The 16,925-nt window shown below is 59.9% G+C and carries 15 protein-coding genes; 3 read left to right on the forward strand and 12 right to left on the reverse strand.

Features of this window, described 5'->3' with window-relative positions; genetic code table 11:
• Nucleotides 1-103 precede the first annotated feature (103 nt).
• From IP76_RS21495 to IP76_RS21540, 10 genes are all read right to left on the reverse strand, one after another.
• Nucleotides 104-793, reverse strand: coding sequence for an HAD family phosphatase (locus IP76_RS21495; protein ID WP_054160286.1), 690 nt, complete (start codon nt 791-793; stop codon nt 104-106).
• Nucleotides 794-805: 12 nt separating this feature from the next.
• A complete protein-coding gene (locus IP76_RS21500; RefSeq protein WP_054160287.1) occupies nt 806-2,287 on the reverse strand; it encodes a mannitol dehydrogenase family protein in 1,482 nt (493 codons plus the stop codon).
• A gap of 38 nt (nt 2,288-2,325) precedes the next feature.
• Nucleotides 2,326-3,102: an L-iditol 2-dehydrogenase gene (locus tag IP76_RS21505; RefSeq protein ID WP_054160288.1), complete on the reverse strand. Its 777-nt coding sequence runs from the start codon at nt 3,100-3,102 to the stop codon at nt 2,326-2,328.
• Nucleotides 3,099-4,097, reverse strand: a complete 999-nt coding sequence (locus IP76_RS21510) for an ABC transporter ATP-binding protein (RefSeq protein WP_054160289.1) — start codon at nt 4,095-4,097, stop codon at nt 3,099-3,101. Before IP76_RS21510 ends, IP76_RS21505 begins: the two co-directional genes overlap by 4 nt.
• Before the next feature lie 11 nt (nt 4,098-4,108).
• Nucleotides 4,109-4,933, reverse strand: coding sequence for a carbohydrate ABC transporter permease (locus tag IP76_RS21515; RefSeq protein WP_054160290.1), 825 nt, complete (start codon nt 4,931-4,933; stop codon nt 4,109-4,111).
• Between the two features lie 12 nt (nt 4,934-4,945).
• On the reverse strand, nt 4,946-5,818 hold the full coding sequence (locus IP76_RS21520; RefSeq protein WP_054160291.1) for a carbohydrate ABC transporter permease: 873 nt from the start codon (nt 5,816-5,818) through the stop codon (nt 4,946-4,948).
• Nucleotides 5,819-5,985: 167 nt separating this feature from the next.
• Entirely contained in the window at nt 5,986-7,299 is a 1,314-nt protein-coding gene (locus IP76_RS21525) for a sugar ABC transporter substrate-binding protein (RefSeq protein ID WP_054160315.1), read from the reverse strand.
• Nucleotides 7,300-7,451: 152 nt separating this feature from the next.
• Nucleotides 7,452-8,405, reverse strand: a complete 954-nt coding sequence (locus tag IP76_RS21530) for a sugar-binding transcriptional regulator (RefSeq protein WP_054160292.1) — start codon at nt 8,403-8,405, stop codon at nt 7,452-7,454.
• A gap of 110 nt (nt 8,406-8,515) precedes the next feature.
• The gene (locus IP76_RS21535; protein ID WP_054160293.1) at nt 8,516-9,241 is read right to left on the reverse strand and encodes an anti-sigma factor; all 726 of its coding nucleotides are present in this window, start codon (nt 9,239-9,241) and stop codon (nt 8,516-8,518) included.
• Nucleotides 9,238-9,789, reverse strand: a complete 552-nt coding sequence (locus IP76_RS21540) for a sigma-70 family RNA polymerase sigma factor (RefSeq protein ID WP_054160294.1) — start codon at nt 9,787-9,789, stop codon at nt 9,238-9,240. The genes IP76_RS21535 and IP76_RS21540 overlap by 4 nt, the downstream gene beginning before the upstream one ends.
• A 259-nt stretch (nt 9,790-10,048) precedes the next feature.
• On the opposite strand from IP76_RS21540, the gene IP76_RS21545 reads away from it, so the two are divergent.
• The 3 genes from IP76_RS21545 to treZ all read left to right on the forward strand — a co-directional run bounded on the left by IP76_RS21545 (nt 10,049) and on the right by treZ (nt 14,135).
• Entirely contained in the window at nt 10,049-10,834 is a 786-nt protein-coding gene (locus IP76_RS21545) for a DUF4394 domain-containing protein (RefSeq protein ID WP_054160295.1), read from the forward strand.
• Nucleotides 10,835-10,974: 140 nt separating this feature from the next.
• Entirely contained in the window at nt 10,975-12,252 is a 1,278-nt protein-coding gene (locus IP76_RS21550) for a glycerate kinase (RefSeq protein WP_156318686.1), read from the forward strand.
• A gap of 95 nt (nt 12,253-12,347) precedes the next feature.
• Nucleotides 12,348-14,135 (forward strand): malto-oligosyltrehalose trehalohydrolase, encoded by a 1,788-nt coding sequence (treZ, locus tag IP76_RS21555; protein WP_082352666.1) that lies wholly within the window; start codon nt 12,348-12,350, stop codon nt 14,133-14,135.
• Here treZ and IP76_RS21560 read toward each other — a convergent pair.
• Both IP76_RS21560 and IP76_RS21565 read right to left on the reverse strand, forming a co-directional pair.
• Nucleotides 14,106-15,029 (reverse strand): NAD-dependent epimerase/dehydratase family protein, encoded by a 924-nt coding sequence (locus tag IP76_RS21560; protein WP_082352667.1) that lies wholly within the window; start codon nt 15,027-15,029, stop codon nt 14,106-14,108. The two genes, treZ and IP76_RS21560, sit on opposite strands and share 30 nt — an antisense overlap.
• Before the next feature lie 24 nt (nt 15,030-15,053).
• The gene (locus IP76_RS21565) at nt 15,054-16,922 is read right to left on the reverse strand and encodes a nucleoside-diphosphate sugar epimerase/dehydratase (protein WP_245281540.1); all 1,869 of its coding nucleotides are present in this window, start codon (nt 16,920-16,922) and stop codon (nt 15,054-15,056) included.
• Nucleotides 16,923-16,925 lie beyond the last annotated feature (3 nt).

Here is a 16,925-nt window from a genome sequence, read left to right on the forward strand (position 1 = left end):
GCGTAAAGTGGAGCATGCCAGCGGTTGCGTCAAACCGGCAAACGGCCTGACGTTGAGGATCACCGACAAATGCGGGGATGACAAAAGGGTAAATCGGCATGGATCAGTCCGGTCCTCGCGGACAGACGAAGTCGACCAGGTGTTCCATCCGGTCAAAGGACGCGTCGGGCGTCAGCGATGCCATAGAGGCACGGTAGGCGGGATCGATAGTATGCGATCCACCGGTAAAGGCGCAGACGCGCATGCCGGCCGCCCGGGCGGCCTGAATTCCGGCGGGGCTATCTTCGACAACGATGCAGTGCTCGGGCGGGAAGCCCATCTCAGCCGCAGCATGGAGGAACAGGTCCGGGGCAGGTTTGCCGTTCTTGACCATGGTGGCGCTGAAGATGTCGGGTGCGAAATAGTCGATCAGGCCGGTCACGGTCAGAGACAGCTCGACCCGTTCCTTCTGGCTGGATGACGCGACGCACCAAGACAGTCCGCCATCTCTGAGCGCCTGCATGACATGGGGTATGCCCGGAAGCGGCTTAAGGTCGGTTCGGAAGCGGCGGTAGAGCGCCTCACGCATGTGCGAGAGGAATTCGGCATCGATCTCGACACCGAACTCCGCTTCGACCGATTGGGCGAGATGCGCGAGGCTTCGCCCGAGAAAACGCTCGGAGGCGCCTTCCTGATCGATGTTGACGCCTTTTTCCCTGAGCGCCTCGATCAAAACCTCCAGCGCAATCGGTTCGCTGTCGACGAGAACGCCGTCGCAATCGAATATCACCAGAGTTTTGGTCGAACCGTCCATCGCACCGCCCACTTATCCCCCGAGGCCCCCCTCAAGATAGCGGCGCAATGTGGCGGCAGTTCCCGCACTGCGCAAGGAGGTCAAGGCCTCTGTGAAGCGCTTGATGAATTGCGGATGTGTGCCGACTGCACCGAAAATATCATCAAGCGCGAGGAAGGCATTAGGCTCTTCGCGCGATGCGAGTGCAGCCGCATGAAGGCGTTCGGCGCTGCTGTCATTGAACACGATTGCCTTGCCGCTATCGCTCGTTCCTTCGAAGTAGCGGCACCACAGCGCCGAGACGAGGGCCAGTCCCTGTACGTCAAGGCCCTTGGCAAGCCGGTCTGCCGTCGAGGGCAGGATGAACTTCGGCTGGCGGTTGGAACCGTCCTGGGCGAGACGCGGGATCGTGTCCCCGATCTTCGGGTTGGAGAAACGGCGCTCGATGAGATCGAAATAGTCGTTCAGGCTGGTGTCCGGTACAGGCGGAACGACGGGGATGATCTCGTCTTTTTCGAGCTTGGCCAGAAAGGCCCGGATCAGGTCGTTTTCCATGGCTTCGTGGACGAAGTGGATGTCCATGAGCGCGGCCGGATAGGCGATGGCCGCATGGCCGCCGTTGAGGATGCGCAGCTTCATCAGCTCATAAGGGGCCACGTCCGGCACGAAGGTGACGCCGACCTTTTCAAGGGCCGGGCGACCGAGTGGGAACTTGTCTTCCAGCACCCATTGCTTGAATTCTTCGCAGAAGACAGGCCAGCCGTCGTCGATGCCGTAGGTATCTCGGGTGATGGCGATTTCGCGCGGGCCCGTCGCCGGTGTGATGCGGTCGACCATGGCATTCGGGAAGGCGACATTCTTGTGGATCCAATGGGCGAAATCCGCATCCGAGAGCTTTGCGAGGCCGCAGACGGTGGCCTCGGTCACTTCGCCGTTTCCGGGAATGTTGTCGCAACACATGACGGTAAAGGGAGCAACGCCCCGGTCCCGGCGCAGCTTGAGTCCTGCGATGATCAACCCGAAGACGGTTTTCGGATGAGCCGGGTCAGCAGCATCGGCAACGATCGCCGGATGGTTCGGATCGAACTTGCCTGTTGCCGGATCGATGAAATAGCCACCTTCCGTGATGGTCATCGACACGATACGAATTGCCGGATTGGCCAGGGTCTCGATGATCTGGTCAAAGTCTGGCGCCGTGATGACATCGACCATCGGACCGGTCACGGTGGCAGCAGAGCGGGTCGTATCCTGTTCGACCACGGTGGTGAGGAAATCCTGCGCCTTCAATGTGTCGCGCATTTTCTGGTCTGAGGGCATGACCCCGGCACCGATAATGCCCCAGTCGTGGTCGAGACCCTCGTTGAACAGTTCATGCAGGTAAACGGCCATATGGGCACGGTGGAAATTGCCCACGCCGAAATGCAGGATCCCGGCGCTGATCTGGCTGCGGGCATAGGCCGGTATGGCCGCCGTCGTGATGGCGGGGATGTTGGCGAGCGAGAGTTTAGTGGTCATGGTCGCATTCCTTGGCTCTGGGCTCCTGTTGGTTCCCGTCAGCTCATCCAGTTTCCGCCGTCGACATTGTAGGTCTGGGCAACGATGTAATCGGCATCCGTGCTGGCGAGGAAAATCGCCATGCCCGTCAGATCTTCCGCCCGGCCCATGCGGCCGAAGGGCACCGCTTCGCCGACGAGCTTTTTCTTCTCGCCGAGTGGCCGGTTTTCATACTTGGCAAACAGCGCGTCGACGCCGTCCCAATGTTCGCCGTCAACGACGCCAGGAGCGATCGCATTGACGTTGATGCCATGCTTGATCAGGTCGAGCCCGGCCGATTGGGTGAGTGAAATGATCGCGGCCTTGGTGGCGCAATAAACCGCGACAAGAGCCTCGCCGCGCCGACCTGCCTGGCTCGCCATGTTGATGATCTTGCCGCCCCTGCCGCGGGCGATCATCGATTTCGCCGCCGCCTGGAGCATGAAAAGCGAGCCTGCGACGTTGATGGAAAACAGCCGGTCATAGCTTTGGCGCGTGATCTCGACGATTGGCGCGAGATCGAACAGGGCAGCGTTGTTGATCAGAATGTCGATCCCGCCGGTGCGCGCCTCAACGGCTGCAATGGCTGCGTCGATCGACGCCTGATCGGTCACATCGAGCGCCACTGCGTAAGCCTGGGGGCCGATCTCCGCAGCGGTCTTCTCTGCCCGTGCAAAGTCGATATCAGCGATGGCGACAGTTGCGCCCTCGCGCACATAGGCTTCGGCAAAGCTGCGACCGATGCCCCTGGCGGAGCCGGTAATGAGTGCCGATTTTCCGGAAAGTCTGCCGGTCATTGTGCAAGACCCTTGTCGTTGAAGCGATGGAGACGGCTTTCGTCCGGTGTCGCGTAGACAGTATCGCCATGGCGAACCGGCATTTCGCCGCTGACACGCGCGGTGATCGTGCCGTGATCTTCCGTCTGGATATGCAGGAAAGTGTCGGAGCCCAGATGTTCGGCGACTGTGACCTTGCCCTTCCAGGCGCCTTCAGTGGTCGACAGCGTCATGTGTTCGGGGCGAATGCCGATCGTATGCGCACCCTTCTCCAGAGCCTTGGGTCCGGAGATCAGGTTCATCTTCGGCGAGCCGATGAAGCCGGCGACGAAGAGGTTGCGCGGATTGCGATAGAGGTCGAGCGGCGAGCCGACCTGTTCGATGCGCCCCTTGTTGAGCACGACGATCTTGTCGGCCATTGTCATCGCTTCGACCTGGTCATGGGTGACGTAGATCGAGGTGGCCTTGAGCTTCTGATGCAGTTCCGAAATCTCGAGACGCATGTTGACGCGCAGCGCCGCATCAAGGTTCGACAGCGGTTCGTCGAAGAGGAAGCATTCCGGCGAGCGAACGATCGCGCGGCCGATGGCAACACGCTGACGCTGACCGCCCGAAAGGTTGCGCGGCTTGCGATCGAGATAGTCGGTGAGGTTGAGGATGTGGGCCGCTTCATTGACCTTGCGGTCGATCTCGGCCTTGTCCATCTTCGCCATTTTCAGCGGGAAGCCGATGTTCGAGCGCACGCTCATATGCGGGTAAAGTGCATAGGACTGGAAGACCATGGCCAGCCCGCGCTGCGACGGTGCCTTCTCGGTCGCATCCTTGCCGTCGATCAGGATCTTGCCGCCGGACACGTCTTCGAGACCCGCAATCAGGCGCAAAAGGGTGGATTTGCCGCAACCTGAAGGGCCGACGAAGACGGCGAATTCGCCATTGTTGATCTCGAGATCGATCGAGGGAATGACCGAGACTTCGCCAAAGGTCTTCGACACGTTTTGAAGTGTGATGCTACCCATCTTCTTATTCCTTACTTCACAGCGCCAAAGGTGAGGCCGCGGACGAGTTGTTTCTGGCTGAACCAGCCGAGGATGACGATCGGGGCAATGGCGAGCGTCGAGGCTGCCGAAAGCTTGGCCCAGAAGAGACCCTGCGGGCTGGAGAAAGAGGCGATGAAGGCGGTGAGCGGGGCCGCGTTCGTCGTGGTGAGGCGGATCGTCCAGAAGGCCTCGTTCCATGCCAGGATGACATTGAGCAGCATGGTGGAGGCGATGCCCGGGACCGCCATCGGGGTCAGGACATAGACGATTTCGTTGAGAAGCGAGGCGCCATCCATGCGGGCGGCTTCAAGGATCTCGCCCGGGATTTCGCGGAAGTAGGTGTAGAGCATCCAGACCACGATCGGCAGGTTGATCATCATCAGCATGATGGTGAGCCCGATCCGGGTGTCGAGCAGGCCGAAATCGCGGAAGATCAGATAGATCGGCACGAGCACTGCGACCGCCGGCATCATCTTGGTGGAGAGCATCCACATCAGGATGTCCTTGGTCTTCCGTGTCGGCGAGAAAGCCATGGCCCAGGCGGCTGGAATGGCAATCAGCAGCGCCAGGATGGTCGAGCCGACTGAGATGACGACCGAGTTCATGAAGGGCTTGAAGTAGTCGCGCTGCGTCTGAACCGTCACGTAGTTTTCGAGCGTGAAGGACGGGACCAGGTTGAAGCCCTGGATCGCCTCGGTCTCGGTCTTCAGCGAGGTGATGATCGTGTAGAGGATCGGGAAAAAGATGATCATTGCGATGGTCCAGGCCAGCGCGGTGAAGGCGATCTTCTTGCGGGCGGTGATGGCTCTTGCCATGGTCTTGTCTCCTCAGCGGTCCAGGTTCTTGCCGACCGCGCGCATCAGGAAGAAGGCGACGATGTTGGCGAGGATGATGGCGATGATGCCGCCGGCCGATGCGCCGCCGACGTCGTAGCCGAGAAGGGCTGTCCGGTAGATCAGGAAAACCAGGTTTGTGGAGGCGTAGCCGGGGCCGCCATTGGTGGTGACGAGAATTTCCGCGTAGACGCCGAGCAGGAAGATCGTCTGAATGAGAACGACGACCGTAATCGCGCGGGCGAGATGCGGAAGTGTCAGATAGATGAACTGGTTGATAAAGCCTGCGCCATCCATCTCCGCGGCTTCCTTCTGCTCGCCGTCGAGCGACTGAAGCGCGGTCAGAAGGATCAGCGTTGCGAACGGCAGCCACTGCCAGGCGACGATGATGATGATCGAAAACAGCGGATATTGCGCGAACCAGTCAACGGGCTGGAAGCCGAAAAAGCGGTTGATATCGGCGAGCACACCATAGCCCGGATGCATGATCATGTTCTTCCACACCAGCGCGGCCACCGGTGGCATGACGAAGAAAGGCGAGATGATCATGATGCGGACGATACCCTGACCGAACATCGGCTGGTCGAGCAGAAGCGCAATCGCAATGCCGCCGACAATCGTGATCAGCAGGACGCCACCGACGATCAGCAGCGTGTTCCAGATCGACTGGAAGAAGGCCGGATCGGTGTAGAAATACTTGTAATTGAACAGGCCGGCGAAGCTGACATTGGCCGGATTAAGCAGGTTATAGTTCTGGAATGAGAACCAGAGCGTCATTGCGAGCGGCACGATCATCCAAACGAGGAGAAGGCCGACGGAAGGTGCCATCATCAGACGGGCAAGCGTCCGGGTGTTTTGCGTAGCCATGGGTTTTGATCTCTTGCAGAGGCTGGCACTCCGACGTCGGGCGCTCAGGCTCGTCTATCCAGACGGGGCAATTTTCGGCGGAGCCGGGCGGGGCCATCGAACCCGCTGTCTTCCGTCAAGAGTGCCGCCCGAACCTTCAAGGCCCGGACGGCATCTTCGGGAGGATATTACTTGATGTAACCGCCGCGGGTCATTTCACGAACCGAGACTTCCTGAGCCTGTGCCAAGGCGTCGTCGACCGACATCTGACCGGCAAGTGCCGCCGAGAAGAGCTGGCCAACCGTGGTGCCAAGACCCTGGAATTCCGGGATGGCGACGAACTGGACGCCAACATAGGGAACGGGCTTGACGGTCGGGCTCTTCGGGTCAGCCGCATTGATCGAGTCAAGCGTCATCTTCGCGAAGGGCGCAGCCTTCTGGTACTCGGCGTTCTCATAGAGAGACGTACGGGTGCCCGGAGGAACGTTGGCCCAGCCTTCCTTCGAAGCGACGAGCTCGGCATAGGCCTTGCTGGTTGCCCAGGAGATGAACTTCTCAGCCGATGCGGTCTTCTGCGAACCGGCCGGGATGGCGAGGTTCCAGGCCCAGAGCCAGTTGCCACGCTTGCCAAGACCGGTATCGGGAGCCAGTGCGAAGCCGACCTTGTCAGCAACGGTGGAGTCCTTCGGGTTGGTCACGAAGGATGCAGCAACCGTGGCGTCGATCCACATGCCGCACTTGCCCTGCTGGAACAGCGCGAGGTTCTCGTTGAAGCCGTTTGAGGATGCGCCCTGCGGGCCAGCATCGTTCATCAGCTTGACGTAGAAGTCGAGTGTGTTCTTCCATTCCGGCTGATCGAACTGCGGCTGCCACTTTTCGTCGAACCAGCGTGCACCGAAGGCGTTGGACGTGGCCGTCAGGAAGGCCATGTTTTCGCCCCAGCCGGCCTTGCCGCGAAGGCAGATGCCGTTGATGTCATTGGCGCGGTCGGTCATCTTGCGTGCGGCGTCCGCCACGAATTCCCAGGTCGGGGCGTCGGGCATGGTGAGCCCAGCCTTCTCCATCAGATCCTTGCGGTACATGATGAACGAGGATTCGCCGTAGAACGGAGCGGCATAGAGCTTGCCGTCTTCGCCGGTGAGGCCCGAGCGGATGGCTGGCAGAAGGTCGTCCACGTCGTAGTCGGCGCCGAGATTGTCGAGGGCAACGAGCCAGCCCTGCTTTGCCCAGATCGGAACTTCATAGGTGCCGATGGTCATGATGTCATACTGGCCACCCTTGGTGGCGATGTCCGTCGTGACGCGTTCGCGCAGGACGTTTTCTTCCAGCGTGACCCACTCGACCTGAATGTCGGGATTGGCTGTGGTGAATTCCGACGTCAGACCCTGCATTCGGATCATGTCGCCGTTGTTGACCGTCGCGATGGTGAGGGTTTCGGCCGATGCCATGCCGGCAAGAACCAGTGCCGAGCATGCGCCCAGCAGTACAGACTTCAATTTCATGTCTTCCTCCCAGAAGGATTTTTTGAGCATTCGCTAAGCTCATGGGCAATTACTCACCAACAGGGCGCAATCTGTCAATGGGGTGAGCGACGGGTTACCCCCCTGAATTCAGTGAACAGGCTGATTTATATGCAGGAAAATTTGTAGACTGATTACGATTGCAGCAAAAAGCGCGCTGTGATTTCGTCCGTGATCAGGCCGTTGACGTGTCCACCGCGAAGCGCGGCGCGGATCGCAGTGTGCTTGCGGGCACCTTGAGCGAGCCCGATGACAGTGGCCCGGTCGCGTGGCGGCAGCGACAGACTGGCCACACGATCATTCACCGGATGATCCAGCAGATGACCTTCGGCATCGAAAACCCAGCCGCAGATCTCGCCGACGGCGCCGATATTCAGCAACTGCCGCATCTCCTCGCGATCGAGGAAGCCGTCGAGCAAAAGCGGTGCCTCCATGGTCATTTCGCCGACGCCGACAAAGGCGACATCGGATCGATGCCCGAGTTCGATCGTTGGTGCGACCAGGGGTTGGCGATGTAGAAGATCGCGCTCCTCACGCGAAGAGACGATGACGGGAAGAGGCATTGGGAAATGCGGCGCCTTCACCGCATCGGCCATCGAAAAGATGACGTTGAAATAGGCAGCCGAGCCGTCCGGACTGATATTGCCCGTGAGCGATACGATCTTGTGTTGCGGGCATTCCATTGGCGAGAGCTGGTCGATCACGGCGCGAAGTGTTCGGCCAGTTCCCATGGCGACGACCAGAGGCTCAGGCCGCTTCAGCCAGCGCTCAAGCTCAGCCGCGCCGGTTTCGGCAACGCCGATCGTGCTTGAGGACGATCCCGGATCACTTGGCACGACTTCTACGGATTTCAGACCGTAGCGTTCCTTCACCCTTTCCGCATATTCAAGGCACTCGGCGATCGGATGATCAAGTCGGACTTTGATGAGTTTTTCGGCCACAGCGAGCGACACGAGCCGCTGCGCCGTCTGACGCGACACGCCGAGGCTTTGCGCGATCTCGTCTTGCGTGCGACCGGCGACGTAATACAGCCAGCCCGCGCGAGCGGCCTCATCCAGGCGTGTTTGACCTTCTTGACGGCGTGCCATTGACTTCTCCAACTAGCCAACATGGCTGGGATGTTTTGACCTTAATGTCAATCGTGGCCGCAAGACCTTGTCTGACAACCGGCTCCCCAATTCTGGTAGCATCGTATGCGTTACCTTGGAATGCTGGCGAAACCCTTACCCAGGATTGGTCCTGTCGGCCGCCCGGTCGGGGAGCCGCCGGCGGGTTCGATGGTGATCTCGTACAGCTGCGTTTCTTGCGGCGAAGGCAGTGCCGGTCCGTCAAGGGTCACCGTATTCCAGCCATCAAGCACACCGAGCGAAACTGGTCCGAGATCAGCGGAAGGCAGTGTCCAGACTTGTAGCGAACGGTCTGCCGGGACGGAAACGTCCACCAGCGGCACAACCTTGGCGCTGTCGTTGCCGAAGTCCTCGATCATCACCACGGGCTGGCCCTCGGCATTCATCAGGACAGCGATCACCTGGGGTTCCGGGGATGACAGCACGGTATAAGTGAGCGACGCGACGAGCAACAAGGAGGCGGCAATGGCCGAAAGCGCAATGCCGCGCCAGCGATGCGTCCAGTTGTCATTCATTGGTTCCGGCCGAGACGGGGCAGGGCTTGTTGCCGCGTCCACAGGCTTCTCGGCGTTGGTCGCGCCCAGTCGCTGCTCGATGCGGGTCCACAGATCGGCCGGGACGGATGCGGCCGGGCCGGCCAGGTCAAGCTCGAGAAAGCGATCACGTGCTGCGCCGACTTCCCGGGCGAAGGCGTGATCGGTGTCAATGTCACGTTCGGCCTTTGCGCGCTCACTATCGTCCATCAGGCCAAGCACGAAGGCATCAGCGCGTTCGCTCAGGCTTTGCCAGGTGCTCATGCCATGCACTCCCTCAAGGCGGTGAGTGATCGACGGATCCAGGCTTTGGTCGTCCCGAGTGGCAGCTTGAGCCGCCCCGCGATCTCGCCGTGGCTATAGCCGGAGACATAGGCCATCATCACTGTCCGGCGTCGCAGTTCATCGAGCCGCAAAAGGCAGGAACGCAACCGGCTCTTGGTATCAAGATCATCGAAGAGATCGGAATAGAGGGTCTCGGCGCCTTCGTCCTGCAGGCGATCCAGGCTTTCCGTTTCCGTGAGATCCTCGCGTCGTCCATCCCTTAGCGCGTTCAGGGCGCGGCTGCGGACGACAGCATAGATCCAGCCGCGGGCAGAACCACGATCGGGTTGGTACTGAAAGGCCTTGTTCCAGATTTGGACGAAGGCTTCCTGGACGATCTCTTCTGCAAGGTCGTGGCGGCGCAGAATGCGCTCGGCGATGGTCACCATGCGGGCGGATTCGCTCGTATAGATCCGCTCCAGACCGCGGCGGTCGCCGGCTGCGCAGGCATGAAGCGCCTGTTCCAGCGCCTGTTGGCTATCCTCCATTCCATCTCCCCTCGCTGCCTCCGAGCGAAAGTAGGCGAAACCTTGGGTTTGGCAACTGGGCCTTGGCTGGATCACTGTCATCTGTCGCATATCGAGCATCACCTGCATCTCGCTCTCCTTCAAATGAGAGGACACGCGAAAACGAATTTTGGATGCAAAATTTTTTTGGTTCCGACTGCATCCAAACTGGGTCGCCCATGTGTCTGGTTGTCAGGAGGCACCGATCCGGTGTCCCCGCTCATTCATTCGGGAGACCATCATGACCGCTATCCGCATCTCTACACTGCTCGCCGCCACCATGCTTGCCGCAACTGGCGCACAGGCTGCCCAGGTTCTGGGACTGGCCGGTGACAAGACCCTCGTGATGTTCGACACAGACAAGCCGGACGCAGCAACCAGCGTTGAGATCACCGGTGTTGATCGTCTCGTGGGCCTCGACTTCCGCCCGGCCGACAAAAGCATCGTCGGCGTCACCGCCGGCAGCGTGATCGTCCGCATCGACGCAAAGACGGGTGCCGCAACCGAAGTCGCCAAGATGGACATTCCGCTGACGATCGGTGACGCGCCGGTTGTGGTCAACTTCAATCCGGCTGCCGACCGCCTGCGTTTCATGACCGGCACGACCAATCACCGCGTCCATCCGGACACAGGCGCAGTGACCGTCGACGGCAGCCTCGCCTTCGAAGAGGGCGACATGCACAAGGGCGAGATGCCGAACATCGTTGCGGCCGCTTATACCAACTCCACTGGCAAGCCGGAAAAGACCGCGATGTACAACATCGACGCAACGATCGGCGCGCTTATCCAGCAGACCAAGCCGAATGACGGCACGCTAAAGGCGATCGGCAAGCTTGGCATCGAGACGATGGCGAAGACCTATGCCTTCGACATCCAGGCAACGGGCGAGGGCAAGAACACCGCATGGCTGGTCGCCGACAATGCACTCTACACCGTCAACCTCGAAACGGGTGCCGCCACGAAGGCCGGCACCATTGGGGGCATCGATATGCCGATCAAGTCAATCACCGTCATGCCGGCGATGTGATCGTCCGACACGGCGTATGATTGGCTGACAACTGCAACCACGGTCCCCATGGGGCCGTGGTTTTTTGTTTAAGTATCCTGCCCTTGCAGGATGAGCGCCGGTCGTTAGGCTATGGGTGAGGTTGGCAAAGGCGGGGATGCGTGTTGCAAGCGGATGGCTGGACAGAACAGGGGGCGCGGAATGCGCTACGGGCGATCTTCGATGCTGCAGTAGGGAGTGCGGATCCGCACCGCGTTCTGGCGCAACATCTGCCGGAAAAGCCAAAGGGCCGCTGTGTCGTCGTCGGTGCCGGAAAGGCATCCGCTGCCATGGCTGCAGCGCTGGTTGATGCCTGGCCGGACGTCGCGCTGTCGGGCGTTGTGGTGACGCGTTACGACCATGCCGTGCCGGCAGGGCAGATCGAGATCATCGAAGCCGCACATCCCGTCCCGGACGAAAACAGTGCGAAAGCTGCGTCGCGCATCCTGGAGGCGGTGTCGGGTCTCGGGCCTGATGACCTGGTTATCGCACTGATATCCGGTGGTGGGTCGGCGCTGATGGTCGCGCCGGCAGGCGCCATGACGCTGGATGACAAGCGTGCAGTCAATCGGGCTCTTCTTTCGAGCGGGGCCACGATTGCGGAGATGAATGCTGTCCGCAAGCACTTGTCGCTGATCAAGGGCGGACGGCTGGCTGAGGCCGCGTATCCCGCCCGGATCGTTTCGTTGATGATCTCGGATGTCCCGGGCGATGATCCGTCCGAAATCGCTTCGGGTCCGACCGTGCCCGATCCAACCACGATCGCGGATGTCAGAGAAATCATAGCGCGCTATGGACTTGATCTTCCTGCTGCCGCGCGGGCCGTAATTGATTCCGGCGAGGAAACGCCGAAGACGGCAGCGAATGCCGAGCTCCGCATCATCGCATCGCCACGACAAGCGCTGGAGGCGGCGGCCAAGACGGCCCGAAGCCTCGGTTTCACACCTCTCATCCTCGGGGATGCGCTGGAAGGTGAAGCGCGGGAGGCTGGCACGCTTATGGCAGGCATTGCGACCTCCGCATGCTTGCATGGCCTGCCGGTTTCGGCCCCGGCCGTGCTTTTGTCTGGCGGCGAAACGACGGTTACCATGGGCAAGGGCCCGGTCGGCAAGGGTGGTCGCAACAGTGAGTTCCTGCTGTCATTGGCCCTTGCGTTGAAAGGTCGGGACGGGATCTTTGCGCTCGCGGGCGACAGCGACGGCATTGACGGTGTAGAGGATGCAGCTGGTGCGATTGTTACGCCTCATACGCTTGCCCGCATGCGGGCAGCGGGGATCGATCCGCGCGTGGCCCTCAGCCATCACGATAGCTACACAGCCTTTGCTGCCATCGGTGATCTCGTCGTGACCGGTCCGACACTGACCAATGTCAATGATATCAGGGCGATCCTAATCCTGTGACTGCAAACAGGGCTGGCTGCGCAACTTTGTGGTGAGGCGAGGAAACTTTTTCGGCGCGAACCGGTTAGCCCGGCGTTCTTCCCGAGCGCAGAGGCATGGCTTTGACATCACACTTATTTGGCCCGGACATTACCGACACCGGCATTCTCTTTAAAATCTGGGCGCCGCTGAGCCCCCAGGTTCATCTCGAATGCGAGGGTTTGGACCCCGTTCTCATGGAGGGTGACAGGGAGGGTTGGCACCGCGTGCATCTGGAAGGGGCAAAACCCGGTTGCCGCTATCGCTTTCGTCTGGCGGACGGTCTTGCCGTTCCGGACCCAGCCTCCCGTTACCAGCCGGAGGATGTGCACGGTCCGAGCGAGGTCGTCGATCTTGGTCGGTTCGATTGGAATGCGGAAGCTTGGAGCGGACGCCCCTGGGAGGAAACCGTCATCTACGAATTGCATGTCGGCGCCTTTTCAGAAAAAGGCACCTTTCTCGGTATGCTGGACAAGCTCGATCACCTCGAAAGCCTCGGGATCACCGCAATCCAGCTGATGCCGATCAACGAGTTTCCCGGTCGGTGGAACTGGGGCTATGACGGTGTGCTCCCCTATGCGCCGGATTGCAGCTATGGTCGCCCGGAAGACCTTATGCGGTTGATCGACGAGGCGCACTTGCGCGGGATCTCGGTGTTTCTCGACGTCGTCTACAACCACTTTGGCCCTGACGGAAACTACTTGCCGGCACACGCGCCCCTGTTCACCGACAAGCACAGTTCACCCTGGGGCGACGGCATCAACCTTGATGACGAAGGCAATCATTTCGTTCGGCAATACCTGATTGAAAATGCCCTTTACTGGCTTGGTGACTACCGTTTCGACGGCCTGCGGTTCGATGCAGTGCATGCTATCCATGATGATAGTCCGGTACATTTCCTCGACGAATTGGCGCAAAGAATCCGGCAGGCTTTCCCTAGGCGTCATGTTCACCTCATCGTCGAAAACGAGCGCAACGATGCGACGCTTCTGGAGCGCGACGTGGAGGGGAGGCCCAAAACCTATACGGCCCAATGGAACGACGATATTCATCACGCCCTGCATGCCCTGACCACCGGCGAGACCACGGGTTATTTTGCAGACTACGAAGGCGGAGCCTCCATACTCGGCAAGGCGCTGGCGGAGGGGTTTGTCTTTCAGGGCGAGATCATGCCGCACAAGGGCAAGCGCCGTGGCAGCCCCAGCGCCCATCTGCCGCCAACCGCGTTTGTCTCCTTCATCCATAACCACGACCAGATCGGTAACCGCGCCCGCGGAGACCGGATCATGGCGGACCTCGAACCCCAGGCCCTGCGCTTTGCCGTCGCACTCTATCTCCTGGCGCCGCAGGTGCCGATGCTGTTCATGGGCGAGGAATGGCGCTCGCGCCGACCTTTTCCCTATTTCTCCGATTTTCATGCCGAGCTTAACCGGCAGGTGAAGGAGGGCCGAAAGGAGGAACTCATCGGCAAGCCGGGTTTCGAGGCGGAGAACATGCTTGATCCGACGTCGGACGACACCTTCAGCATTGGCAAGCTGGATTGGTTCACGCCGGGCCAGTCGGTAAACGAGGCCTGGGTGTCGTTCTACCGGGAACTCCTTGATCGGCGACTGAGTCTGGTCGTGCCCCTGATAGGCCTGATGGATGCGCCAGCCGCGCGCTTCAGTTTGAAAAACGATGTGCTCGTCGTCTCCTGGCCGCTCCACGATGGTCGCGACCTGCGTCTGGTGGCTAATCCCTCCGAGAACGAGCTGTTGGTGGGGGAGGGCGTCCTACGAGGATCGGAGATCTTCTCATTGAGCGTTGACAGCAACGGGCGGATGCGACCGTGGGCGTTATCGTTTCGCCTCGTCGAACAGGATTGACAGATTGGGTGCTGCAGGGTGCCAATCCAACACGCGGCAAGTCGATGCAATGTCGACTTGGAGGTTTTCTGTAAGGCGTCGAACCGCAGCTTTTCGGCCGGAGACCGTGCCGAGAAGCTGCAGAACAGAGACAGGGATTGGCAGGCTCCATCCTGGACGACCGCTTGCAGCCATTAGCTGCGAGAGGAGTTCATGGGTTGAAAGATCGTGTCCATCGCTCGCCAGAAGGACTTTGTTCGCGGCCATCGGATGTGTGGTTGTGGTGATCAAGAGATCACAGAGGTTCGCCACGTCAATGAAAGATCGCTTGTTCCTGACGCCCGCGAATATCGAGGGTGCGCCGCTTTTGGCCCATGTCATGAGTGTGCGAAAATTACCCCGAACGCCCGGGCCATACACGAGCGGGGGACGGACGATGGTAATTTCCATGCCCGTCTCGCGTCCAAGCGCAATCAGGGCTGCTTCCGCTTCCGCCTTGGAGATGGCATAGAGGTCTTGAGGGTTCGGCATATCCGCCGCGCTGAAGGGTTTGCCCGGCTCGGTGCGCTCTCCATTCACCTTGATGGAGCTGACGAACACGAAGCGTTTGACGCCGGCCGCAGCTGCCTGTCGAGCAAGATTGACTGCCGCTCCGACATTGGATTGGCGAAAGAGTGCAAGGGGATCCTTGGCTGTTTCGCGCATGACGTGGACACGTGCTGCAAGATGCACGACAGTCTCGATGTCTCGCAGGTGCTCGCGCCAATCCATCTGAGGTCCGTAAGACGGCACGCGCACCAAATTCGGACTTGGTGCTCGACTGACCCCTCGCACGGCCAAGCCACGCCGTGCGAGCTCTGCCATGAGGTGTGAGCCCACAAACCCCGATGCACCTGTTACAAGTGTCATACCCATCGAAAGCTTGTCCCGGCATATTGGTCAGCCATGCTCAACGACCTGCTTTGGCGGATCCTCGGCCGAAATCAGAGCAAACAGAAGATCCCTTGCCCGCGCTTCGTCTTCTGTTTCGACGGCCTCTTTTAGGTCTCTCAACCACTGGTCGATGTCGCAACTGGCGCCAGCCATTGCGTCGGCGCGCATGATTTTCGGATGACTGGTCGGCCGGGAGTTGTTGTGGTCGTAGAAGAGTTCCTCGAAGAGTTTTTCTCCCGGCCTCTTGCCGATCACTTCGATGGCGATGCCACTATCGGGTGATTTGCTGTTGCGCACCTGAAATCCGGCCAATCGTATCATGTTTTCCGCCAGATCGCCGATGCGCACCGGATCGCCCATGTCGAGCAGGAAGACATCGCCCCCGACAGACAAGGCGCCTGCCTGGACAATCAGTTCGGCCGCCTCGGGGATCGCCATGAAATAGCGAGTCATGTCTGGATCTGTCACCGTCACGGGTCCACCCTTGGCGATCTGCTGCTTGAACAATGGCACCACCGAGCCGTTCGAGCCGATAACATTGCCGAAACGGACGGCGCAAAAGACTTGTTTTTCAGGCCTCGTCTGAGCCTCGATTGCCATCTGGCGCACAACGAGTTCCGCCCAACGCTTTGTTGCGCCCATGACATTGGTTGGTCGGACTGCCTTGTCGGATGAGATGAGCACGAAACTCTCGACATTTTGGGCAGCAGCGATTTTGGCCACAGTCAATGTACCGAAGACATTGTTGCGAATGCCTTCCAGAACATTGGCTTCCACCAGTGGAACATGCTTGTGGGCCGCAGCGTGATACAAGACCTCCACGCCATGGGTTCGAATGGCGCGCTCAACGGTTTTCGCATCGGTCACGGAACCCAAGACCGGCACAATATGCTGGGGGCTGACCGCCAGCAATTCCTGCTCGATTTTGTAGAGTGCGTATTCGCTCGCTTCAAAAAGGATCAGTGTCTTCGGTTTTCGCCGGACAATCAGGCGACAGAGTTCCGAGCCTATGGAGCCCCCGGCTCCTGTGACCATCACGACCTTGCCGGAGATCGCCTTGTCGAGCAGGGTCGTATCGGCTGGAACACAAGACCGCCCCAGCAATTCATCGATCTCGATTTCGCGAATCTGGCTTACAATGTAACGTCCGTCGACGAGATCGGAGATATCTGGAAGACTTCGTATCTTCACGCCCAATTCCGTGAGGCGCGTCAGCACGGCCGGCCGCTTGGCCACAGGGATCGCCGACATGCTGAGGATGATTTCCTTGATTCCATAGCGCTCGATCAGAAATGGCAGGTCGCTCGAGGAAAAGACCCGGTAGCCGCCGATATCGCGACCCTGGCTGGCCGGATCGTCATCGATGAGGCCCATGACGTAGCGATTTCCATGGCCTCTCAGCGCGCGACCGAGTTGGGCTGCAGCGGGACCCGCGCCGTATATGAAGACCGGCTCTTCGTTGCGACGCAGGCCCGTGCCGGAAACCAGCAGCCATTTTGCGGCAAAGCGCAGTCCACCGATCAGCAAGGTTCCTAAAACGAAATAGAGGAAGGGAACGGATCGCGGCACGATGCCTTGGCCTGCCATCTCGACAAGGAAGATGATGATGACCCAGCTCATCGTCGCAATCAGCATCGCCTTCAGAATGGTCCAGATCGCTGCCTCCGGGAGGTAGCGGATCACCGACCGGTAGAGGCCCAGCCGGATGAAGACAGGAATAGCGACGACGGGCGCGAAAGCGGCCAGAAGCAGTCGTTCTCCAGTGACCTCTGGCGTCCAGACGGACAGTCGTATGGCATAGCTTGCCCAAAGGGCGAAGATCAGGCTTGCGATGTCGAGCGCAATCAGAAAAACCCGCTTCCAGAAGCGAGGCATTCT

This window comes from Rhizobium sp. AAP43, from assembly GCF_001296045.1.
In the GTDB taxonomy this organism is placed as follows: Bacteria; Pseudomonadota; Alphaproteobacteria; order Rhizobiales; family Rhizobiaceae; genus Allorhizobium.